Annotated in this window: 20 protein-coding genes; 12 read left to right on the top strand and 8 right to left on the bottom strand. The window is 69.2% G+C overall.

From position 1 onward, the window contains the following. Nucleotides 1–49 precede the first annotated feature (49 nt). The 3 genes from F8566_RS29640 to F8566_RS29650 are packed head-to-tail and all read right to left on the bottom strand — an operon-like array spanning nucleotide 50 to nucleotide 3656. A complete protein-coding gene (locus F8566_RS29640; protein ID WP_151565137.1) occupies nucleotides 50–2377 on the bottom strand; it encodes a heavy metal translocating P-type ATPase in 2328 nt (775 codons plus the stop codon). Nucleotides 2378–2407: 30 nt separating this feature from the next. Continuing rightward, on the bottom strand, nucleotides 2408–3442 hold the full coding sequence (locus tag F8566_RS29645; RefSeq protein ID WP_151565138.1) for a hypothetical protein: 1035 nt from the start codon (nucleotides 3440–3442) through the stop codon (nucleotides 2408–2410). Nucleotides 3443–3449: 7 nt separating this feature from the next. Further along, complete coding sequence (locus F8566_RS29650) at nucleotides 3450–3656, bottom strand: heavy-metal-associated domain-containing protein (RefSeq protein WP_151565139.1); 207 nt, start codon at nucleotides 3654–3656, stop codon at nucleotides 3450–3452. A 323-nt stretch (nucleotides 3657–3979) separates the two neighbouring features. Between F8566_RS29650 and F8566_RS29655 the strand changes: the two genes are divergently transcribed. Continuing rightward, the gene (locus F8566_RS29655) at nucleotides 3980–4843 is read left to right on the top strand and encodes an Fpg/Nei family DNA glycosylase (RefSeq protein ID WP_151565140.1); all 864 of its coding nucleotides are present in this window, start codon (nucleotides 3980–3982) and stop codon (nucleotides 4841–4843) included. Nucleotides 4844–5012: 169 nt separating this feature from the next. Here F8566_RS29655 and F8566_RS29660 read toward each other — a convergent pair whose 3' ends face one another. Then, the gene (locus tag F8566_RS29660; protein ID WP_225993642.1) at nucleotides 5013–5426 is read right to left on the bottom strand and encodes an SSI family serine proteinase inhibitor; all 414 of its coding nucleotides are present in this window, start codon (nucleotides 5424–5426) and stop codon (nucleotides 5013–5015) included. Nucleotides 5427–5529: 103 nt separating this feature from the next. On the opposite strand from F8566_RS29660, the gene F8566_RS29665 reads away from it, so the two are divergent. The 4 genes from F8566_RS29665 (at nucleotide 5530) to F8566_RS29680 (ending at nucleotide 10315) form a co-directional block, all read left to right on the top strand. Then, nucleotides 5530–5865, top strand: a complete 336-nt coding sequence (locus F8566_RS29665; RefSeq protein WP_151565308.1) for a rhodanese-like domain-containing protein — start codon at nucleotides 5530–5532, stop codon at nucleotides 5863–5865. Nucleotides 5866–6029: 164 nt separating this feature from the next. Then, on the top strand, nucleotides 6030–7415 hold the full coding sequence (locus tag F8566_RS29670) for a purine-cytosine permease family protein (protein ID WP_151565142.1): 1386 nt from the start codon (nucleotides 6030–6032) through the stop codon (nucleotides 7413–7415). A gap of 115 nt (nucleotides 7416–7530) precedes the next feature. Then, nucleotides 7531–9393: a sensor histidine kinase gene (locus F8566_RS29675; RefSeq protein WP_151565143.1), complete on the top strand. Its 1863-nt coding sequence runs from the start codon at nucleotides 7531–7533 to the stop codon at nucleotides 9391–9393. A 397-nt stretch (nucleotides 9394–9790) separates the two neighbouring features. Then, a complete protein-coding gene (locus tag F8566_RS29680; protein ID WP_151565144.1) occupies nucleotides 9791–10315 on the top strand; it encodes an ATP-binding protein in 525 nt (174 codons plus the stop codon). A gap of 222 nt (nucleotides 10316–10537) precedes the next feature. Here the strand turns inward: F8566_RS29680 and F8566_RS29685 are convergent, their stop codons facing one another. Beyond that, nucleotides 10538–11752, bottom strand: coding sequence for an arginine deiminase (locus F8566_RS29685; RefSeq protein ID WP_151565145.1), 1215 nt, complete (start codon nucleotides 11750–11752; stop codon nucleotides 10538–10540). A 67-nt stretch (nucleotides 11753–11819) separates the two neighbouring features. On the opposite strand from F8566_RS29685, the gene F8566_RS29690 reads away from it, so the two are divergent. The 4 genes from F8566_RS29690 to F8566_RS29705 all read left to right on the top strand — a co-directional run bounded on the left by F8566_RS29690 (nucleotide 11820) and on the right by F8566_RS29705 (nucleotide 17371). After that, nucleotides 11820–13109, top strand: coding sequence for an MFS transporter (locus F8566_RS29690; RefSeq protein WP_192809920.1), 1290 nt, complete (start codon nucleotides 11820–11822; stop codon nucleotides 13107–13109). Between the two features lie 109 nt (nucleotides 13110–13218). Beyond that, nucleotides 13219–14265 (top strand): NBR1-Ig-like domain-containing protein, encoded by a 1047-nt coding sequence (locus F8566_RS29695; protein ID WP_151565147.1) that lies wholly within the window; start codon nucleotides 13219–13221, stop codon nucleotides 14263–14265. A gap of 795 nt (nucleotides 14266–15060) precedes the next feature. Continuing rightward, complete coding sequence (tuf, locus tag F8566_RS29700) at nucleotides 15061–16245, top strand: elongation factor Tu (RefSeq protein ID WP_151565148.1); 1185 nt, start codon at nucleotides 15061–15063, stop codon at nucleotides 16243–16245. 226 nt (nucleotides 16246–16471) lie between these two features. Then, nucleotides 16472–17371, top strand: a complete 900-nt coding sequence (locus F8566_RS29705; protein WP_192809921.1) for an endonuclease/exonuclease/phosphatase family protein — start codon at nucleotides 16472–16474, stop codon at nucleotides 17369–17371. A 552-nt stretch (nucleotides 17372–17923) separates the two neighbouring features. On the opposite strand, the gene F8566_RS29710 is transcribed toward F8566_RS29705, so the two are convergent. After that, nucleotides 17924–19486 (bottom strand): long-chain-fatty-acid--CoA ligase, encoded by a 1563-nt coding sequence (locus F8566_RS29710; RefSeq protein WP_151565150.1) that lies wholly within the window; start codon nucleotides 19484–19486, stop codon nucleotides 17924–17926. A gap of 114 nt (nucleotides 19487–19600) precedes the next feature. Further along, on the bottom strand, nucleotides 19601–19738 hold the full coding sequence (locus F8566_RS50190; protein ID WP_192809941.1) for a hypothetical protein: 138 nt from the start codon (nucleotides 19736–19738) through the stop codon (nucleotides 19601–19603). Between the two features lie 239 nt (nucleotides 19739–19977). Between F8566_RS50190 and F8566_RS29715 the strand changes: the two genes are divergently transcribed. Together F8566_RS29715 and F8566_RS29720 are read left to right on the top strand one after the other, a co-directional pair. Next, entirely contained in the window at nucleotides 19978–20688 is a 711-nt protein-coding gene (locus F8566_RS29715; RefSeq protein WP_151565151.1) for a response regulator transcription factor, read from the top strand. After that, entirely contained in the window at nucleotides 20685–21803 is a 1119-nt protein-coding gene (locus tag F8566_RS29720) for a sensor histidine kinase (RefSeq protein WP_151565152.1), read from the top strand. The genes F8566_RS29715 and F8566_RS29720 overlap by 4 nt, the downstream gene beginning before the upstream one ends. 68 nt (nucleotides 21804–21871) lie before the next feature. On the opposite strand, the gene F8566_RS29725 is transcribed toward F8566_RS29720, so the two are convergent. Beyond that, entirely contained in the window at nucleotides 21872–22243 is a 372-nt protein-coding gene (locus F8566_RS29725; protein WP_151565153.1) for a hypothetical protein, read from the bottom strand. Between the two features lie 332 nt (nucleotides 22244–22575). Here F8566_RS29725 and F8566_RS29730 point away from each other — a divergent pair, with 332 nt between their 5' ends. Next, nucleotides 22576–22914, top strand: a complete 339-nt coding sequence (locus F8566_RS29730; RefSeq protein ID WP_151565154.1) for an STAS domain-containing protein — start codon at nucleotides 22576–22578, stop codon at nucleotides 22912–22914. Nucleotides 22915–22923 lie beyond the last annotated feature (9 nt).

Raw genomic sequence — 22923 nt, forward strand, 5'->3', positions numbered from 1 at the left:
GCCCTTCGTTTGTGACCGCTTTCTTCTTGAGTTGTGATCGTTGGCGCGGTCAGGCGGCGGCGACCGGCTGCTTGGCCGGGGCCCCGGCTCCTGCGACCGGGGCCGCGCCGGTGCTCAGCGGCTTGAACCGGCGGAGCCGCAGGCTGTTGCTGACCACGAAGACCGAGGAGAAGGCCATCGCCCCTCCGGCGATCATCGGGACGAGCAGTCCTGACGCCGCCAGCGGGATGGCAGCAACGTTGTAGGCGAAGGCCCAGAAGAGGTTGCCCTTGATGGTGGCCAGCGTGCGGCGCGACAGCCGGATGGCGTCGGCCGCGGCGCGCAGGTCGCCGCGGACCAGCGTCAGGTCGGAGGCCTCGATGGCCACGTCGGTCCCGGTGCCCATGGCCAGGCCGAGGTCGGCCTGGGCGAGCGCGGCGGCGTCGTTGACGCCGTCGCCGACCATGGCGACGGTGCGCCCCTCGGACTGCAGACGCTTGACCACATCGACCTTGTCCTGCGGCAGGACCTCGGCGATGACCTCATCGATGCCGACGGCCTCGGCCACCGTACGCGCAACGGTCTCGTTGTCGCCGGTGAGCAGGACGGGCCGGAGCCCGAGCCCCTTGAGCTGCTCGATCGCCTCGGCGGAGGTGGGCTTGACCTGGTCCGCGACCGTGATCACGGCTCGGGCCGCACCGTCCCAGCCCACCGCGACCGCGGTGTGGCCGAGCGCCTGCGCCGCCTTCATCGCCTGCTCCAGATCGTCGGACAGGTGCTGCGACCACTCCGCCAGGAGCTGCGGGCGGCCCACGAGGACGCCGTGGCCGTCGACCATGCCCTGGACGCCCAGGCCCTCGACGTTGGCGAAGTCCTCGACCGTGCCGAGCGTGCCGACCCGTTCGGTCGCACCCTTGGCGATGGCCTGCGCGATCGGGTGCTCGGAGGCGTCCTCCAGGGCACCGGCCAGGCGCAGCACCTCGCCGGCGTCCACGCCCTCGGCGGTGACGACGTCGACCAGGGCCATCTTGCCGGTGGTGACCGTGCCGGTCTTGTCGAGCACGACGGTGTCGATCGTCCGGGTCGACTCCAGGACCTCCGGGCCCTTGATCAGGATGCCCAGCTGGGCGCCGCGGCCCGTTCCGACCATGAGCGCGGTCGGAGTGGCCAGGCCCAGCGCGCACGGGCAGGCGATGATGAGGACGGCGACGGCGGCGGTGAAGGCCGCGGCGATGCCGCCGCCGGTGCCGATCCAGAACCCGAGGGTCGCCACGGCGAGCGCGATCACGATGGGGACGAAGATCCCGGAGATCGAGTCGGCAAGCCTCTGGACCTGGGCCTTGCCGGTCTGGGCCTCCTCGACGAGCTTGGCCATCTGGGCGAGCTGGGTGTCGGAACCGATGCGGGTGGCCCGCACCAGCAGGCGGCCGCCGGCGTTGACGGTGGCGCCGACCACGGTGTCGCCGGGTCCGACCTCGACGGGCACGGACTCGCCGGTCAGCATCGACGCGTCGACCGCGGAGGATCCCTCCTCGACCACGCCGTCGGTGGCGATCTTCTCACCGGGACGGACCACGAAGGTGTCGCCGACGGTGAGCCGGTCGACGGGGATGCGCTCCTCGCGCCCGTCCCGTACGACCGAGACCTCCTTGGCGCCGAGCTCCAGCAGCGCCTTGAGGGCGGCGCCGGCGCGGCGCTTGGAGCGGGCCTCGAAGTAGCGCCCGGCGAGGATGAACGCGATCACACCGGCGGCGGCCTCGAGGTAGATGTTCATCGAGCCGTCGGACCGGGTCATCGAGAACTCAAAGCCGTGCCGCATGCCGGGCTCGCCCGCCGTGCCGAAGAACAGCGCCCACAGCGACCAGCCGAACGCGGCCAGCGTGCCGACCGAGACCAGGGTGTCCATGGTCGCGGCGCCGTGCCGGAGGTTGGTCAGGGCGGCCCGGTGGAACGGCCAGCCCGCGTACACCACCACCGGAGCCGCCAGCGTCAGCGACAGCCACTGCCAGTATTCGAACTGCAGGGCCGGGATCATCGCCATCGCGACGACCGGGATCGCCAGGACGACGGAGGTGATCAGCCGCTGCCGCAGCGGCCGCAGCGCGTCCGCGTCCGCGTCCTCGGCGGCGGGCCGGTCGCCCGTGCTGTCCGTCCCGCTCCCCGTCCTGGGCGGCGGAGGCAGCTCGGCGGTGTAGCCCGCCTTCTCGACCGACGCGATCAGCTCGTCCGGGCTCACCCCGGCGGGGAACTCGACCTTGGCCTTCTCGGTGGCGTAGTTGACCGACGCGGTCACACCCTCGATCTTGTTGAGGCGTTTCTCGATGCGGGCCGCGCACGACGCGCAGGTCATGCCGCCGATCGCCAGCTCGATCTGCCCGGTTGCGGCTCCGGAAGTCATCGCTCTCCTCCTCGTGATCTGTCTTGGTGGTCAGCCGTGGGTGTGGCCGTCGTCGTTGTGGCCGCCGCCCTGATCGCCGGGTGCCTGGCTCGGTGCCTGGCTCGGCGCCGGGGCTTGGGCCTCCGGAGCGGTGCCGGCGACCGCGGTGAACTCGGCGGTACGGACCTTGCCTGCGTGCTGGAAGTCCAGGTAGAGACGGTACGCACCGGAGCTCGGCACTTCGGCGTAGAACGTGATGTCCGGCCCGGGCTTGGTCTTGCCGTCGCCGGGTTCGCCGTCCGGGTGGACGTGCAGGTAGGCGAGGTCCCCTGCGCGCAGCGCGACCAGGTGCCCGTAGGCCTCAAGGTACGGCTGAAGGTCGCTGATCGGTTGCCCCGCCTTGCTCACCGAGAGGGTGAGCTTGCTGGTCTTGCCCGGGACGAGGGTGCCGGCGAGCTTCACCTCGTAGCCGTCGACCTTGGCTGTCTGCTCGACCTTGGGCAGCACGGTGGGCGTGTAGTCCCCGGGTGCGGTGAGGTCGGCGCCCAGTGTCAGCTGCTTCTTGGCGCCGGTCGGCTGCACGTCGGTGAAGAAGCGGTAGGCCCCGGCCTTCGGAACCTTGACCGGCACGGACCAGACGCCGCCGCCGGCCTCGGTCGGGTGCAGATGCTGGAAGCCGGACAGGTCCCGGCGCGCCAGAATGAAGTGGATCTTCTTGCCGTGCAGGGTCTCGAACCGGCTGACCGGCTTGCCGTCCGGGCCGTTCACGGTGAACCGGAAGTCGGTCTGCTCGCCGGGCTTGATCGTGGTGGTCTGCGGGGCCAGGGTGTAGCCGTCCTGCGAGATCTGCAGGCCGCCGGGGAAAGGAACGGCGGCCGTCTCGGTCTCGGTCTCGGTGGAGGTGGACTTCGTGTCACCGCCGTGCGCGGCGTGCCCGCCGGCCTGCCCGTTGCTCTGCCCGCCGTCCGGCCCGCCGGTCTCCGCCGTGGCGCCGACAGGGCCGACGATCTCGCCGACCCCGACGGCCCCTCCGAAGACGGCGGCCAGGCCCAGAGCGAAGGCCCCCAGCTTGGTCGCGGTGTTCATGACGTCCTCACACCTTCACTTCGTATCCGGCCTCGTCGACGGCCGCCGCGATCAGGGCGTCGTCGACGGGGCTGTCGCTCGTCACGGTCAACCGGCCGGACGCGAGGTCCACGTCGACGGCGGTGACGCCGGCGACCTGGCTGACCTCCTCCTTGACCGAGCTGACGCAGTGGCCGCAGGTCATCCCGGCAACGGTGTAGGTGGCGGTGCTCATCGTCGTCTCCCTGACATCTCGTGATTTGTACCCCTGGGGGGTATCTCGTGGACCTCATCGTGCCATAACGCTATGAATGATGCAACCCCTACCCCCTAGGGGTTATTCCCGGATCCTCGTCGCGGGCGCCCGGCGTGCGGATGTCCCTGGTTATCCACAGGTTGTCAGACTCGCCTGTCGAGATCTCTAGGAGGGTTTGATCGTGTTCGTGGAGGTATTGCCCTCGAGATTCGCTTGCGCCGCAGGCGATCGCGCGTTTCACACAGAGTTGTCCACAGGAATCCACAGGCCTGTGGACACAGGATGTCGCGGATACTGGAGTCATGCCTGAGCTACCTGAGGTGGAGGCGCTCGCCACCTTCCTGCGAGAGCGCGCGGTCGGCCATGGGGTCGCCCGGGTCGATGTTCTCGCCATCTCCGCGCTCAAGACGTACGACCCGCCGATCACCGCGCTCGGCGGGTTGAGCGTCACCGGTGTCGACCGGCACGGCAAGTTCCTCGACTTCGACATCGACGGTCTCCACCTGGTCGTTCATCTGGCCAGGGCCGGATGGCTGCGGTGGCGCGACGAGATCCCGGCCAAGCCGGTACGCCCGGGGGGTAAGAACCCGCTGGCCCTGCGCGTGCACCTGGACGACGGGTCCGGCTTCGACCTTACCGAGGCGGGGACCAAGAAGGGCCTGGCCGTCTACCTCGTACGGGACCCGGGTGACGTGCCCGGGGTGGCGTCGCTGGGACCCGATCCGCTCGGCGAGTCGTTCACGCCCGCCATGCTGGCCGAGATCGTCAACGGCCGGCGCACCCAGATCAAGGGGTTGCTGCGCGACCAGAAGGTGATCGCGGGCATCGGCAACGCCTACTCCGACGAGGTCCTGCACGCTGCCAAGATGTCCCCGTTCAAGATCGCCTCTTCGCTCACCGAGGAGGACATCGCGACCCTCCACGACACGATCGTCACCACGCTGCGCGACGCCGTGGAGCGTTCACGCGGCCTGGAGGCGCAGGACCTCAAGGGCGAGAAGAAGACCGGCCTGCGCGTCCATGGCCGTACGGGCGCGAAATGCCCTGTCTGCGGCGACACGATCCGGGAGGTCTCGTTCGCCGACTCCTCGCTGCAGTACTGCCCCACCTGCCAGACGGGCGGCAAGCCCCTCGCCGACCGCCGCATGTCGCGGCTCCTCAAGTAGCCGTGCACATCTAGCCGTCCTGAAGTAGCCGTGCTCATCCAGCCGTGCTCATCCAGTCGTGCACAGCGCCGGCGCTGGCAGAGGCCGGGCTCAGGCATGGCGACGGGCCCCGGTCGCGCGCCGACCAGGGCCCGTCTCCTGCTGACAGAGTCCGAACGGGGTGGACTCGTCAGCGGCTCTTGGGAACGCCGCCGAAGAGCGGGGCGAGCTTCTCCCAGCGGGAGAGCTCACAACCGTCGGTGCGGCTGAACTTGGCGTTCACAGGCTTACCTTGCCATGTTCCCTTCACGGTGGCGATCTCGGGGCCGCCAAAGATCTTTGTGCACATCTGACCGGAGGGCGGGGGCTGGAAGGGATCCTTGGCCTTGGCGACGGCCGCGCAGGCCTCCCCCGCCTTGGGATGATCACCTCCAGCGGGGTCGCAGGACAGCGTCCAGGTCTTGGCGGCGGCCTTGGCGGCGGCCTTCACCTGGACGGTCAGCGTGTCCTTGGGGTTGCCGGAGGAGCCCGAGGGCGAGACGGACGTCGTGGCCGAGGAATCACCGGGGCTGCTCGTGGCCTTGTCGGAGCCGCAGCCCGCCATTGTGATGACCATGGCTAGGCCGGGCGTCGTGAAAAGGAGCGTCCGATACCGCATGGGTGATTCGACGCAGGCGGGTCTGGCGCGGTTCCATGGGGGCGTGATGATTTTCGGGGATGACGTCCCGGCCGTGGACGCGGCCGACGTACCGGAGGGCGCATACCTTCTCGATGTCCGTGAGCAGTACGAATGGGACGCCGGGCACGCGCCGGGGGCCGCGCACATTTCGATGGCCGAGCTGAGCGACCGCGCGGGGGAGATCCCGCGCGACCAGGACGTGTATGTGATCTGCCGGTCCGGGGTGCGGTCGGCGCAGGTGACCGTCGCGCTCAACCAGGCGGGCTGGCTGGCGAAGAACGTCGACGGGGGAATGAAGCGCTGGGCCGAGGCCGGGCGGCCGATGGAGGGCGGGGGCGCGGACGGGCCGCCGCACGTGGCCTGATGTACGATTCGTCCCGTTCCATTCCAATACCCCACCGCGGGAGCTCGGGCCGACCGGGCTGAGAGGGCGACACGTCCGTTCCGAACGGGCAGTCCCAGACGGGCACAGGCGTCGCCGACCGCATGAACCTGTCCGGGTAATGCCGGCGTAGGGAGCGTGTCCCGGTGACGTCTGTCGTAAAAGAACGCCCTCGTAACGAGGTTCCGTACACCCTCGACGAGCCCGCGCCCAAGGTCCTCAGCTTCTGGGACCAGGGCGCCTTCTGGGCCAACCTCGGGGTCAGCCTGTTCGCCTTCTCCGGTGCCTACACCGTGCTGGCTCCCGGCGCCGACGGCAAGCCGGGGCTGTCCATCGTGGCGGGCATCGTCGCGATGATCGTCGGTACCGCCATCGGCGGGCTGATGCTGGGCCTGTCCGCGGCGCCCGGCGCGATCACCGGCCGGCCCGCGATGGTGCTCCTGCGTGGGCTGTTCGGCGCGCGGCTGTCGTACGTGCCGACCGCGCTCAACATCGCCCAGCTCATCGGCTGGGGCACGTTCGAGCTGATCGTCATCGCGGACGCGGCGCGGGCGTTGTGGGACGGAGTCCCGCGCTGGACGTACGTGATCGCGGCGGGCGTGCTCACGACGGTGCTGACCATCTGGCCGCTCGGCTCGGTCCGGATGTTGCGCCGGTACGTGACGGCCGCGGTGATGATCGCGCTGGTGTACTTCTACGTCCAGCTGGTGCGGGAGCCGCTCCCCGACCTGACCGAGGGGTCATGGGGCGGGTTCTGGATCGGTGCCGACGCGGCGCTGGCCGTCTCGATCTCGTGGGTGCCGGTGGCGGCCGACTACACCCGGCACGCGCGCAGCGCTCGCAGCGCGTTCGGCGCGGCGGCGCTCGGCTACTCGGCGACCCAGATCATCGCCTACATCCTCGGCCTGCTGGCGCTGGCCCTGGTCGCGGGCGACTCCACCAAGGTCTTCGACCCGTTCCTGGGCGTGACGCTGGGCGTGCTCTTCTTCGCGGTCTTCGTCCTGCGCGAGGCCGACCAGTCGTTCGCCAACGTCTACTCCACCGCCGTCTCGATCCAGAACCTGGTGCCCCGCGCCGACCGCCGCGTCCTGTCGATCGCGCTCGGTGCGTTGATCACCGGCCTGGCCCTGCTGCTGAACATCGGCGACTACGCCAGCTTCCTCTCCCTGATCGGCTCAGTGTTCGTGCCCATGCTGGGTGTGCTGGCTGTGGACTTCTTTGTGGGCCGCGCTCGGCGGGGGGAGTGGGACACGTCGGTCTCGGCGCCTTCGCGGTGGGGGATGATCGGTGCCTGGGCGGTCGGGTTCGTCACGTACCAGCTGATCAATCCGGGCACGGTGAGCTGGTGGGCGGGCTTCTGGCAGGACGTGCGGGAGGCGATCGGCTTCAGCGCGCAGAGCTGGATGAGCGCCTCGCTGCTGTCGTTCCTGATCGCCGGTCTGGCCGCATTCCTCATCGGCCGGATCGGGCGATCCAACGGGTCCGGCACAGCCGAGCGATCCGGTGGCAAGATCGACCCTTCTGCGACCTGAACGGGTGGTGCGCACCCTGGACGACGAAGGTTTGCGGGCAAATTCCCCGTCAGGTGGAAACGTTTCGGCGGCGGTTGACCGGCGCCACTGCAAGATCCGGTGGCACGATACAGACGTGCAGCTTTCGGTCCACGATCCGATCCTCCGCGCGGTCATCGAGTGCGCGGCCGATGCGATCGTGGCCGTGGACCACTCGTTCCGGGTCACGGTGTGGAATCCGGCCGCCGAGCGGATGTTCGGCTGGCGCGCCGAAGAGGTGCTCGGCAGGGTGCCGCCGATCGTGCCGGACGAGCTCAAGGCCGAGCACAACGCCGTCCAGGAACGGCTGCTGACGCGGCGGGCGGGGGAGAGCGACAGCGGCCAGATCTCGATCGCCACCCGCCGGTTCCACCGCGACGGCAGCCTGATCGACGTCCGCATCGACACCAGTGCCCTGCAGGACCGCGACGGCACGCTTCTCGGCTGGGTCGGCGTCTACCACCCGGTCGAGGAGGACGAGGTCGCGCAGCACCACATGGCCGAACGCGCGCGCCTCGTCCGGCGGCTGAACGACATCGTCGCCGATCTCAACGCCGAGCTGGATCTGGACGTGGTCCTCGACCGGATCACCGCGGCGCTGATCGAGCTGACCGGTGCCGACGCGGGCGGCTTCGTCCGGATCGACGGCGAGCGGCTGCGCCTGGTGAGCATGTACGGGCTGCCCGACCACATGCGCGGCGCCACGGCCGACCTGCGCTCCAGCCTGGTCGGCGAGCTGCTCCGGTCCGGCAAGACCGTGATGCTCGCCACCGGCGAGCGCCGGCTCGGCGACCTGGTCTGGTCCGAGTTGCCCGGCCTGCACACGATCGCGCTGGGCCTGTCGTTCCTGCAGAACAAGCCGTACGGGGCGCTGTACGCGCTCTTCTCCGGCCGCAAGATCGGCCACACCGAGCTGGAGCTGCTGGAGCTGCTCGCCGGGCACGCCGGCGTGGCGGTCGGCAACGCGGTGGCGTACGCCGAGGTCGTGCGGCAGCGCGCCCATGAGCGCGCGGTCATCGACTCCAGCGCGGACGGCATCGCCGTGCTCGACCGTGACGGCACCGTGCGCCAGTGGAACCCGGCCGCCCATGTCCTCACCGGGCTTGCGGCCGAGGACGTGATCGGCCGGCGGCTGCCGTTCGAGAAGCCCGCCCCCGGCGAGATGATGACCTTCCCGCTGGAATCGGGCGTCTGGCTGAACGTGCTCGCCGCCGAGATCGAGGAGACCGGCGAGATCGTGGTCGACTTCCGCGACGTCAGCGCGGCCAAGGCGCTGGAGGAGGCCAAGGACCTCTTCCTGGCGACCACCAGCCACGAGCTGCGGACCCCGATCACCGTCGTCCAGGGCTTCGCGAGCACGCTGGTCAACCGGTGGGACGAGCTCGACGACGCCGACCGCCGTTCCGCCGTGGCCACGATCGCCGAACGCGCCCAGTCGCTCGGCCGCCTGGTGGAGCATCTCCTGCTGGGATCGCGGGCGGGTGCCGACGAGCTCGCCGTGACCATGGAGTCGTTCGACCTGTCCCGTGTGCTGACCGGCGTGGCGGCGGGGTTCCGCTCGCTGTCGAGCCTGCACCGCGTCGAGCTCGACATCGCTCCCGACCTCCCGCCGGCGGCCGGCGACGCGATGGCCACCGACATCGTGCTCGGGCAGCTTCTGGAAAACGCCTTCAAGTACTCGCCCGACGGAGGCACGGTCACGGTGCGCGCGTGGGCGGAGGGGTCCGACGTGCTGGTCACCGTCCAGGACGAGGGCATCGGCATCGCGCCAGGCGATCATGAGCGGATCTTTGAACGCTTCGTCCAGGGCGAGGCCGGCGACCGGCGGCGTTTCGGCGGGATCGGTCTCGGTCTCTACATCGTCAAACGACTGACCGAAGCCCAGGGCGGGGCGATCTCCGCCCATCCCGGGCCTGCGACCGGCACCTGCATGCGCCTGCGGCTGAAGGCCGCATCGTGACGATCATTGGAGGACGAGGCAGGGGGCCGATAGCGGTCATCGGCGACGGGATCGGCCTTCTTGACCGGCTTTTGGAGTGATCTTGACGGGACCGACCCCGGTGTTTCCGTGGGAAAGGTCAGTGTGGCGGCAGTGTGACGGACGAAACGCGCGTGCGAGGAGTAATCCTCCGTGGGCTGGATAGATCTTTAGTTGGTGTTGTGTTGGGGGCGAGGTTCCGTTCGACGCCAGGTACAGGAGTGAGACCCGTGACCGGATGGTCAGTCGCTCGTTGTGCGAGTGGTGGGCCGTTTCGAGGAGGTTTCCAGGCGTCCCCACCTGGGCATTTCGGTCATACCGGAAGACGTGTCGTTCAAGGAGGAAGGGTGACGGCGAGGTGAGGGCATCGAGCGTCGTAATGCTGCCACACGCGCCGTCCAGCGTCGCGATCGCGCGCAAGCGCCTCAGTTCCGACCTGACCGCCTCGGGGGTCTACGACTCCGTCGTCGATGACGCCAGCGTCATCCTCAGCGAGCTTCTCAGCAACGCGCTGCGCCACGCGCGCGCGCTGCCATCCGGGCAGGTCCGGGTCACCTGGTCCTACCAGGGGGAAATGCTCGAGGTCGCCGTCAGTGACGGCGGGGCCATGACCGTGCCGCGGCGCGGGCCGGGCACGCTCTCCTCCCTGGGAGGCCGGGGTCTGGGCATCGTCGAGGCGCTGTCCGAGGGCTGGGGGGTCCGCCACGAGGACGGCGCCACCACGGTCTGGGCCCAGCTGCTGGCCCCGCACGCCTCGAAGATGAACGGTTCGTCGCCGCGCCATGCGGCCCATGCGGCGCTGCCCGACCTCGGTGAGCACCCCGACATGCAGCCTCGGACGCCGGGCAAGGTCTTCAACGAGCCGTGGTACGGAGCCGCGACCGGGCGGGCGTACCCCGGCTGACCGGCCCGGACCGTCCCGGCGGACAAGTCAGGCATACCCCGGCTAGCCGGACCGTTCCCTCACCTTGTAGGGTCCTCCTCAAGCTCGGGCGCTGTCGTGCCCCCGTCGACACCGCCCGAGCCTCCAAACATCGAGAAAGCCCCGGGACGTCCAACGCTCCCGGGGCTTTCCGCGTTCCAAGCCGACCCACCGTTGAGTCCGATACGGGCTGTTTTGGGCACGTCAGACTGCGGGTGGCGGATCGCGGAGGATGGGGCAGGACATGCAGCGGGGCCCGCCCCGGCCGCTGCCCAGCTCGCTGCCGCTGATGCGGATGACCTCGATGCCCGCCGTTTCGAGCTGGGCGTTGGTCTCGATGTTGCGCTCGTACGCGACGGCCAGGCGCGGTGCCACGGCGAGGGTGTTGTTGCCGTCGTCCCACTGCTCGCGTTCGGCGGTCACCGGATCCAGGCCGGTGTCGATGACCTTCAGCCGGTCCAGGCCCATGGCCTCGGCGGCCGCCTCCAGGAAGGGGCGCGGTTCCGAGACGCGCAGATCGCCGTTCGCCGCGGTGACGGTGAACGCGGTCAGCGAGTGGGCGATCGGCGGGTACATCACGACCGTGTCGACGTCGACCATGGTGCACACGGTGTCGAGGTGCATGGTCGCCCGCTGCTGCTCGATCGGAACGGCGAGGACGGTCTGCGCCAGGCCGGCGGTGAAGACCTGGCGGGCGAGGCGTTCGACGCCGGCGGGAGTGGTGCGTTCACCCGTGCCCACGGCGACCACGCCGGGAGACAGCAGGAGGATGTCGCCACCCTCGACGTGTTCGAGCGCGGGGTTGTAGATCGGCTCCACACCGGCGAAACGCGGGTGGTGTGCATAGATCAGCCCGGTGAGGGCGGACTCGCGGCGGCGGGCGGGCATCGCCAGGCTCGTCACGGCGACCCGGTCGCCGATCCAGGCGCTGTTGTCACGGGTGAACAGCAGTCCCGGCAGCGGATCGATGACGAAGTCCAGCCGGTCCATCAGGCGGTAGACGAGGCCGTGGCCGGTCTTGAGCTCCTCGTGGGCCAGGCCGTCGATCAGCGTGTGGGAGAGGTCTTCCGGATCGAGATCGCGCAGATAGCCCTCGACCACGTGGCGCAACTGGTCGCCGAGGCGGTGGTCGCTGAGGACATCGCTGATCGCCTCGTTCCGGGCCACCTCGTACTCCAGGGCGTCCTGGAGCAGCTCCGTCACGTACAGCACCTCGACGTCGCGGTCCCGCAGCGCCTGCGCGAACGCGTCATGCTCCTCCTGCGCACGGCCCACCCACGGAATGGCGTCGAAGAGCAGCTTGTCGCTGTTGCGCGGGGTGAGGCGCTTCAGCTCCGCTCCAGGGCGATGCAGCAGTACGGTCCGCAGCCGCCCTACCTCGCTGGTGACTTGGTGCTCATGCGCTGTTGGTTGTGCCACGTTTCGCAGTCTAAGTCGGGTTGACACCGCCCTTCTGGGCGCCCTGACCGTATGTCACGATCCAAAGGTGATCGGCAGACCGACCGCGCTTCCTCTCTACCTGTCCACGGCGACCTTGTTGCGGGTCTCCGCGGAGGGTGCGTCAACCGCGATCGTCCTCGCCGTGCAGGCTCGCACCGGCCACGCCGCCACCGCGGGATTCCTGCAGACCGCGATGACGTTGCCGTACATCCTGAGCGGACCGGTCATCGGGCATGCGATGGACCGGGTGACCCGGCCCAGGCCGTTCGCCTTCGCGCTGACGGTCGCCTACGCCATCGCCATGGGACTTCTCCTGGTCATCGCGGGTGACTCGCCGCTCGTGTTCGCCCTGATGGTCGCGGCGGTCATCGGCTGCACCGAGCCGATCGTGGTGGCGCTGACGAGCCTGCTCCCCCGTTTCGTGCCCACCAAACGGCTGACCAGGGCATATGGGCTGGAGGCGTCGAGTTACAACCTCGCGGGCATCGCGGGTCCCGGCTTGGCGGCGGGCTTCGCGGCCTGGCTGGGCGGCGGTGGGGCCGGGATCCCGATCGTTGCTTGTGCCTTTCTCGGACTCCTCGCCTTGCCGCTCCTTCCGTTTCGCGCTCCTGCAGAAGGCAAGAGGGCCGTTGACCCGGAGCCGAGTGCGGAGGACCTGGAGTTGAGTGCGGGGGGCGCGGAGTTGAGCACCGGGGGCGCGGGCTCAGGTGCGGGCTCGGCACGGGCTGCGGTGGACGTGGTGATCGGCGGGTTGACCGTCTTGGCGGACAACCGTGTTCTGCGCGCGTTGACGGTGGCGACGACACTAGCCTGGCTGGGGTTCGGCGGGATCGCCGTCACGGCGGTGCTGCTGGCCGAACGGATCGGGGCCGAAGCCAGTGCGGGCGGGCAGATGCTCGCGGCGATGGCGGTGGGTTCGCTCATCGGGTCGCTTGCCTGCGCGCGATGGTTGTCGGTCCGCCACGCCGAGACGGTGATGCTGGCCGGGCTGTTCGCGTTCGGGACGGCCTTGGGCAGCCTCGCGCTGGCGCCCTCGCTGCCGTGGGCCATGCTGAGCTTCCTGCTGGCCGGGGTCAGTGAGGGGCCGGTGTTCGCTGCCACGCTCATGTTGCGGCAGCGCGAGTCGCCGCCCGATCGGCTGGGGCAGGTCAACACGACAGGGGGGAGCCTGAAGATCGCCGCTTCGGCGGTGGGGGCCGCGCTGACGGGAACGTTCGCCGACCGGATCGGGCCAGTGGGACTGGTGTTGGCGATCGCCGGCTGCCAGTTCGCGGGCCTCGCCTTGGGTTACGTGATCCTCCGCACACAACGAACATCCGGCCGTGTGCGTCCGTAAAAGCAGGTGTGTTCCATCTCCACCTGTCCATGATGGTTTGGACAGGTATCGTCGTCATGATCCTGCGGGGCTTGGGGGCAGCTCGATCGAGGCTTGAAAGGCAACAAGGGTGAGTTCAGCGGTTGATCAGGGACAGGACGGGGGCCGGCGCGGACGCAGGTCCCGGCGGCCGGATCCGTCGTCGGGGCCCGTCGCCGGGCTTGCCGAACGGTTGTGGCGGCTGAAGCAGGAAGCCGGCGACCCCTCGTACGCGGAGATGGCCTCGCTCGGCGCTGCTGCGTCGAAGTCCTCACTGGCCGCCGCCGCGCAAGGCCGCAACCTGCCGACATGGGGAACGACCTGGGAGTTCGTCCGGGTCCTCGCGGTCGACCGGCTCGGACGCGACCCGGTGGAGACCGAACGGGAGTGGCGCGCCCTGTGGAAACAGGCGCGCGACGCCGTGATGGCCGCCGAGGACGCCGAAGAGTTCGGGCAGTCCACGTCGGACTCCGCGCCGGACCGCGCACGGCAGACGTCCACCCCGAGGCCCGCCCGCACGACCGCGGAGATGGTCCTGCCGCACGCGGAGCTGGACGGCTACCACGGGCCTGTGGACGATCTCACCGGGGCGCCCGCCCGGATCGTGCACCTCGGCTCGCCGCCCCTGGGGTCGCGGCGGTTCCCCGTCGGAGTCATCGCCGCCGCCGCGGCCGCAGCGATGGTCGTCGCCGGCGGTGCCGCCTACCTTGTATGGCCGGAGGAGAAGGCCACGGGGAAGAACACCCCGGCGGCCGTGCAGTCATCCGACGACCTGGCTCCGTTGAACGCGGTGCCCAAGGACGACTCGGAGTTCATAGGCGACATCACCTTTCCGGACGGAACGCGCGTCAAGGCCGGCAGCACCTTCGAAAAGGTGTGGCGTCTCCGTAATTCGGGAACGGTGCACTGGAAGGGCCGCAAGATGGTCCGCCTCGGATCGTCTCCGTGCCCCGCTCCCCAGAGCGTGACCATTCCGCCGACCCCGCCCGGCCAGCTCGTCGACATCCGGGTCCGGGTGCAGGCCGCCAAGCGCCCGACCCGCTGCAAGATCTACTGGAAGATGCATGACGCGGCGGGGCGGGTGACCATGCCCACGAAGCGTCCCATCTTCTTGGACGTCCGAGTCGTACGCGCCTGACCTGCGATTTCTTTTGTCCAGCGAGAGCTGTACGGCTCCTGGACGAAGTTCCCTTGGCGTGGGACGGCGGCGCGTGCCAACGTTGCCGTGCAGCAACCGGCCGGTCGCTCTCCCCCGCTCAGGGCCCCCTTCATTCCGCTCGGGCCCGATGCGTTCTCAATCGCAAAGTGTTCGCCCATGCATACGGAAGGAATTGCGGCCCTAATGTGCCTGACCCCGCCATATCTTGATGGCCGCGGCGGTCGTGGTCAGGCGATGTCGCCGAGCGGCTCGGCGACATCAATGAACTGGTCATCGTTGAGCGCAGGGCCTGGCGTCAACAGGTCCCCCGCGTTGATTCGCGGGACCTATATAGATGGCTCTTAGCCAATAAGCAGGACCACAATGTCCCCTCCCAGTGGGATGTGGGACCGCCGTTATCCCAGAGACGCGGCGTGCCTGGTCGTTCGGCGCGGATGACCAGGTACGCCGCGTCTTGGTACGTCTCGACACGTTCCACCGAAAAACCGATCGACCTGGACGAGGGGACACCCGTACCCTCGGACCCATGTTCCTCGCAGCCGGCACCCGCATGCTCGCAGACCTCGGTCTGCTGAGCGCGGTGTCGGCTGCCTTCCTTTCGGCAGCAGCAGCAGTCGTCGTCGACGGCGCGCGAAGCTGACCCCTCTCCGTCCCACTTCCGGAGAACCAGCGGAGGGGGGTGGTCAAGTCTCACGGGCACACCTGCCGTCTGGCATGCGGTGGTGCGCCCTGAGGGTTCTCGCGTTCCTACTCCGTACGTGAGGACGAGTTTTCATGGCCAAGCAGCTGTACGAGCGCAGCAAGCCGCATCTCAACATCGGCACGATGGGTCACGTCGACCACGGCAAGACCACCCTGACCGCCGCGATCACCAAGGTGCTCGCCGAGCAAGGGCTGGCCTCCGCCGTGCCGTTCGACGGGATCGACCGAGCCCCGGAGGAGCGCGACCGCGGCATCACCATCAACATCGCGCACGTCCAGTACGAGACCGCGACCCGGCACTACGCCCACGTGGACATGCCGGGCCACGCCGACTACGTCAAGAACATGATCACGGGCGCGGCCCAGATCGACGGGGCGGTGCTGGTGGTCTCGGCGCAGGACGGCGCGATGCCGCAGACCCGGGAGCACATCGTGCTCGCCCACCAGGTGGGCGTCCGCCACATCGTGGTGGCGCTCAACAAGGCCGACATGGTCGAGGACACCGAGCTCCTCGACCTGGTCGAGCTGGAGCTACGCGAGCTCCTGGGCGAGTACGGGTTCCCCGGCGACGAGGTGCCGGTGATCCGGGTGTCCGGCCTGCGGGCGCTGGAGGGCGACCCGTACTGGACCGCCCGGATCGGTGACCTGCTCGATGCGATCGACGCGTACGTGCCGGTGCCGCCGCGGATCCTCGACAGGCCGTTCCTGATGCCGGTGGAGAACGTGCTCACCATCACCGGTCGCGGCACCGTCGTGACCGGCGTCGTGGCGCAGGGCGCGATCCGCGTCGGCGACCACGTCGAGGTGGTCGGGCTCGGTGACGGCTTCGGCTCGGTCGTGACCGGGCTGGAGACGTTCGGGCAGGCGATGGACCACGCCGAGGCCGGCGACAACACGGCGATGTTGCTGCGCGGCGTCCGGCGGGACCAGATTCGCCGTGGCCAGGTCATCGCCGCACCCGGCTCGATCCGGCCGCACGGCCGGTTCCGGGCCAAGGTGCGGGTGCTCACCGCCGACGAGGGCGGCCGGAGCAAGCCGTTCTTCCACGGCTACCGGCCGCAGTTCCACTTCCGCACGACCGACGTGGTCGGCGGCGTGGACCTCGGTGGCGAGGGCGGCATGGCGCTGCCCGGCGACTCCGTCGAGATGACGGTGGAGCTGGGCAAGCCCGTCGCCATGGCCGAGGGCCTGGGCTTCGCCATCCGTGAAGGCGGCCGCACCGTCGGCGCCGGCACGGTGACGACCCTGCTCGACTAGGGATCGCGCGATACGGGCATCGCATGCGCCCGCCCCAGCAGTGGTTCGCTGGGGCGGGCGTTCGGCTGCGGACGGCCGGTCGGCTCCTTCAAGCAGGTCTGTCACGGGACACGGACAGAACGTTAAATTGTCTGGGGCGGGTAGTCTCGTTTTCGTAGCGCGGGCGCCGGTTCATGTGGTGAGATTCGTCGTGATCTTCCCCGCTTGATCCATTGATGGAGCCTGTGTGCGAGCCCCCCGCGCCCTCATTCCCTTGCTTGCCGTCTCCGGAGCGGCCGTCGTGGTCGTCACCGCCGGAGCCGGAGCGGCCATCGAACAGGGCGACGATCCCGTTCCGCCCGTCACCGATGTGGCCGAGGGCACGCGGACGACGGCGGTCAACGTTCTGAACTGGAACGTCTGCGGCGACACCGATCCCCGCTGCCCGGCCGGCGCCAAGCCCGCCGAAGTGGTCAGGACCGTCTCCACCCAGCTGAAGAACAACGTGGTCGGAGGCCGCAAGGTCAAGGCGAACGCGGTGTTCCTGCAAGAGGTGTGCCTCGGGCACGTCAAGGCGATCGCGGGTCAGCCCGGCATGAGCGCTTGGAGCTGGCAGTTCGCACCCGTTCTCCAGTCGAACGGCAAGCCCGCGACCTGCGCGAACGGGCAGGGACAGTTCGGGGTGGCCATGGGCGCCCAGCAGCAGATCACGGGTGTGGAGAAGGTCTACCTGCCCTCGCCTCGAACCCGGCGGTACGTGGCGCTCTGCGGGAACGTCGCGAGCTGGAACACCCGGCTCTGCACCGCACAGTTGAGCAACGAGGCGAACGGGGAGTGGCGCCTCAAGCAGACGCAGAAGCTCACCGAGCTGGCGGGAGCCCGCCGTGTCGTCTTCGGTGGTGACTTCAACGACCAGCCGCAGAAGCCCGCTCTCGACGTCCTCTACCGTTCGTTCAGCGAATGCGACCAGGCTGCGGGCGGTACTCGCGCGGGTGAGCGCACCTACCAGAACGCCCAGGGGCTGGCCCTGGCCAAGACCGACTACGTCTTCGCCAGCAAGAGCGCGGAGGTCGCCTGCGAGGTGCCCAACCAGCCCGTTCGCATCTCCGACCACCGCCCCATCGCGGCCGTGGTCAACTTCCGCTGACACTGCCCTACGCCCGCCAGCACACACCGCGTCACGCACCACAGCAGTAAAGGCTCGCCAAGCCCGACAACGCTCGCCGCGCCATCTCCAAAAGGGGACGCCCCGCCATCCTCCATGGCGCACGCCGTGCCGCGTTCAACGGTGCATGCCCCGCAGCGCGTAAGTCGCCTGTGGGTGCCCAACCAGCCGGTTCGCATCTCCGACCACCACCCGATCGCGGCCGTGGTCAACTTCCGCTGATGCTGCGCTACGTCCGCCAGCGCACACCGCGTCACGCACCACAGCAGTAAAGGCTCGCCAAGCCCGACAACGCTCGCCGCGCCATCTCCAAAAGGGGACGCCGCGCCATTCTCCATGGCGCATGCCGCGTCTCGTTCAATGGCGTATGCGCCGCAACCATTGGCAGGGTAGCCCGCGCCATGTTCGCCGGCGCGCGGTGGTCCGTAGTGGGCTGCCTGCCACGTTCGGCACAGCGAGCGACAACTGGTCACAGGTGCCGGATGACAGGTGCCGGGCGATCTCAGGGAAGGGATCGCCCGGCGCGGGACCGGTCTAGTGCACGGCGCGGTCCTGCCCCTCCCAGTACGGGGCGCGGAGCTCGCGCTTGAGGATCTTGCCGGTCGGGTTGCGCGGGATCGCGTCGCGGCGTTCGACCGAGGTGGGGCACTTGAAGTGGGCCAGGCGTTCGCGGCAGTAGTCGATGAGGTCCTGGTCGGAGACGTCCTCGGACAGCACGACGATCGCCTTCGGCGTCTCGCCCCACTTGTCGTCCGGAACGCCGATGACCGCGCAGTCGGTGACGGCCGGATGGCTCATCACGACGTTCTCGACCTCGGCCGGGTAGATGTTCTCCCCACCAGAGATGATCATGTCCTTCACACGGTCGTGGATGTAGAGATAGCCGTCCTCGTCCAGGTAACCGGCGTCTCCGGTACGGAACCAGTTGTCCTCCAGCAGAGCCGAGGAGGTGGCCTCGGGCATGCCCCAGTAGCCCTGCATGTTCTGCGGCGTCTGGCAGAGGATCTCACCGACCTGGCCGAGCGGGAGCTCCTCCAGCGTGGCCGGATCGACGATCTTCAGACGGCATTGCGGGTTGGGGATGCCGGCGCTGCGCAGGCGGTGCGGGTTGGGACCGCCCGGAACGTGGTCCGCGGTGGGCAGCGTCGTGATCGCCCCGGTCGTCTCGGTCAGCCCGTACACCTGCATGAAATCCGTGCCGGGCAACATCTTCATGGCGCCGCGCAGGACGTCCTCGCTGATCGGCGACGCCCCGTACAGGAGCAGCTTGAGGCTGGACATGTCGGCCTCCGCCACCTCCGGCATCAACTGCATGAACTGGAGCAGCACCGGTACGAGGAAGACGTGCGTGACGCGGTCGCGTTCGATCGCCTTGGCGATGCCGACGGGGTCGGGTTCGCGCACGATGACGCCGGTGATGCCGTCGAAGACGACGCACACCGCCAGCGCGCTGCCCGCCACGTGGTACATCGGCATCGCGACCATCAGCACGGCGTCCCCGGTGATGCCCCAGATCTCGTTGGTCAGCGGCAACACCGAGGTGAAGTTGTCGTGGCTCAGCATCACGCCCTTGGGCAGTCCGGTGGTGCCCGACGAGTAGAGCTGCACGAAAGTGCCGGCGGTGTCGATCGCGCTGTCGTCGACGGCTGCGGCGTCCTCATGGGCGCCCACCCACGTGGCGTAGTCGAGGTACGCGTGCCCCGAGCCGTCGATGACCACCATGTGGGTGGTGTGCTGGAGCTTCCCGGCGATGGCGTCCAGCACCGGGAGGAAGTCGTGTCCGACGATGAAGACCTTGGCCTGCGCGTTGTTGACGATGTAGGCCACCTCGTCGGGCGAGAGGCGATAGTTCACCGGTACCTGGACGGCACCGAGCCGGGCGGCGCCGAAGAGCTGCTCGACGTATTCGATCGAGTTCTTGTCCAGGATGGCGACCCGGTCGTCATGACCGACGCCGGCTGCGGCGAGCGCCGCGGCGGCCCGGTCCGCCCGCTGATCGAAGTCCCGGTAAGTGATCCTTGTTTCGCCCGCGATGAAGGCGACACGGTCGGGCTGTTGCCGCGCACGGTCACGCAGCACTTCGGTAAGGCCTTGCACGAGGGCCCCTTTCGCCGGTCAATCGCCTGCTCGTTCAGGCATCATGCGGTCACCGGCGAACGGGGGGCAAGGGGCCCCGCGTGTTCACTCAACTCGGGCTTCTCAGGTGCCCCGTCAACTGTTGCGGGACATCTTGGAGACGATGGTCACCGCCAGCACGACCAGCACGGCGACGAAGCCGATGAAGAAGAAGAGCTTCAGCATCGAAATGATCGCGCCGATGACCGTCATGAGCAGCCATACGGCAAGCACTACACCAATGATTGTCAGAATTGTCCGACCCATGTTCCACACCGTACGCGCGGGTCGGAGGGCCGTCATCACCCTGCGGGACGATCCGCCCCTGAATCAACCCTGAGAGCCGGCGGCGGGCCGGCTGGTTGATCAACTCTTACGGAGTTGTGACGGGAAACGCGGATCGTCCAGGCCGGACGTACCGTGAGAATGTGATCCCATCAGCAGCACCTGGACGACGACCACGTGAGGTTTCGATGGCGAATCCCGCCGATACCACCGGCCGGATCCTGGTCGTCGACGATGACCCCACGGTGGCCGAAGTCGTGGCCCGCTACCTGCTGCGCGACGGGCACCAGGTCGAGTGCGTGGCCGACGGGGTGGAGGCCCTGCGGAGGGCCCAGGGCGATCCTCCCGACCTGGTCGTCCTTGACCTCATGCTGCCCGGAATGGGCGGCCTGGAGGTCTGCCGCAGGCTCCGCCAGACCTCACCCGTTCCGATCGTGATGCTCACCGCGTTGGGCCAGGAGACGGACCGGCTGGTCGGGTTGGAGACGGGGGCCGACGACTACGTGACCAAGCCGTTCAGCCCGCGCGAGCTGGCGCTTCGTGTCCGGTCCGTGCTGCGGCGGGCCCGGGGCGCGCTCGTCACCACGGGGACCGAGGTGCTGCAGGACGGCGATCTGGTCGTGGACGTCCATGCGCACGAGGCTCGCCGAGGGGACGCCGAGCTGTCCCTGACCGCCCGCGAGTTCGACCTGCTGGCGTTCCTGCTGCGCCATCCGCGGCAGGCGTTCAGCCGGGACCAGCTGCTCCAGGAGGTCTGGGGCTGGTCGTTCGGCGACTCCTCCACGGTCACCGTCCATGTCCGGCGGCTGCGCGAAAAGATCGAGGACGATCCGACCGTGCCGCGGCGGATCGTCACGGTCTGGGGAGTCGGCTACCGCTACGAGCCGGAGGCCGGATGAGCATCCCGCCTGAGGAACTGTTCTGGATCGCCTGGTACGCGACGCTCCCGGCGGCGATCGTGGCCGCCGCCGGACTGGTCGTCCTGCAGTGGCTGCGGAGCCGGTCCGTCGCCATCCAGCTGATCGTCGTCGGGGTGTCGACGGTGCTGGCGACGATCTCGGGCATCATCGTGATCGCGCTGATGATGCTGATCAACCAGCATGACCTCGCGGTGGTGCTCGCGGTCGTGACGGCCGCCGGGATCGTCGCCGTCGGGGTCTCGGTCCTGCTGGGCCGCCGGCTCGTCGCGGCCAACCGGGTGCTGGTGGAGGCCGTACGGTCCGACTCCTACCGGGTCCCCGCCAGACCGCTCCCCGCCGAGCTGGCCGAGCTCTCCCGCGAGCTGGACGCCGCGTACAGCCGCCTGGCCGCCGCGCACGCACGTGAGCAGGCCCTGGAGGCCTCCCGCCGCGAGCTGGTCGCCTGGGTGAGCCACGACCTGCGCACCCCGCTCGCCGGGCTGCGCGCGATGGCGGAGGCGCTGGAGGACGAGGTGGTCGAGGACCCCCAGACCGTCAGCCGCTACCACCGCCGCATCCGCGTCGAGTCCGACCGGCTGACCGAGATGGTCGACGATCTCTTCGAGCTGTCCCGCATCCACGCCGGCGCGCTGCGCCTGTCGAGGCGCCGGATCGGGCTGGCCGACCTGGTGGCCGAGGCGGTCGGTGGTGCCGAGGCGCTCGCCCGTGCGAAAGGGGTGCGGCTGTACGGCGAGGTCCAGCCGGGCCTGCCCGTCGAGGCCGACGCGGGGGAGCTGGGCCGCGCCCTGCGCAACCTGGTCGTGAACGCCATCCGCCACACGCCGAGCGACGGGACCATCGAGATCACGGGCGAGGTCCGGGACGGCGCGGCCTGCGTGACCGTCGCGGACGCGTGCGGTGGCATCCCGGAAGCGGATCTGCCGCGCGTCTTCGATGTGGCCTTCCGCGGTGAGGCCGCCCGTACACCGGGAGGCGGCGCGGGACTGGGCCTGGCCATCGCCCGCGGCATCGTGGAGGCACACGCGGGGGAGATCGGCGTCGTCAACGCCGGCGCAGGTTGCCGCTTCGTCGTCCGCCTCCCGCTGGGCACCTGACACCACGCCGGAGACATCCAGATCGATTTGTCGACAAATCGATCTGTGGGCGTCGATCAGGGTCTCTGTCAGCGGTCGACGGCCTCGGCGATGGCGCGGAACGTGGGACAGGGCCAGCGCCACATGCACGCCCGGCAGCGGCGGATGGGGCTGTCGGGGTCGCTGGTGATGCCGCCGGCGTCCTGGGGCTGGTGCAGGTCGAGGAGGCGGATGCCGAGCTCGGCGAACGCGATCACCTCGTCACGAGCGCCGGCCAGGAAGGTGAGGTCCTCGCGGGAGAGCCGGGTGCGGATCGGCACGAAGCCGGTCCTGTTGACCAGGCGGGACAGATACTGCGTGGACGAACGCCATGAATTGGACTTTTCCGAGCGGACCCTGATGGTCTCCAGGCGTTCCCGGAGTCGTGTCTCCCGCGGATCGGTGTGTCGCTCCGACTTCATCCGCGGCGCACCCCCCGGTGTGCGACGGCCGTCGCGTGCGCTTGCCGCTGTTTCACTTGTTCACCCTCCCTCACTCTGTGTGATCATGATGGGGGAATCCCGCAGTTCGCCAAGCTGGTGACGGCCAAGTATCCGGGCGGTCATCCGGATCGGCGAATCGTTGGCACAGAGAGGGCGATGGCCATCGATACGGGCGCATCCAGGACATAAAGGCGTGTAATCCGCGTAACGACCTCGTGGACGCCTGTCCCTGCTCGCCTGAACGGATCGCGCGACACGGGAGTTGGCGAACTCCCTGGCCCGGGGGCCGTCAGCCCGATAGTGTGCCGGGCGTGGAGCTAAACGTCTCGACTTCGTCGCAGGGAGGTCACGCCGTCGTCACAGCGACCGGCGAACTGGACCTGTACACCGCGCCTCGGCTGCAGACCGCGCTGGCGGGGTTGCTACGCGATCAAGTCGACCGCATCGTGGTCGATCTGAGTGGCGTCGAGTTCTGTGACTCGACCGGCATGAACGTGCTGCTCGCCGCCATGAAGCGGCTCAAGGAGCAGGGCGGCACGCTCGAGCTCGCCGCGCCGCGTCCCGCCGTCAAGCGGATTCTGCAGGTGACCGGACTGGACACGGTCTTCTCCGTGACCGACGCAGTACCCGCCGCCATGGATGCCGGCTGATCGCTCCGA

The organism is Actinomadura rudentiformis (genome assembly GCF_008923185.1).
GTDB classification, from domain to species: domain Bacteria; phylum Actinomycetota; class Actinomycetes; order Streptosporangiales; family Streptosporangiaceae; genus Spirillospora; species Spirillospora rudentiformis.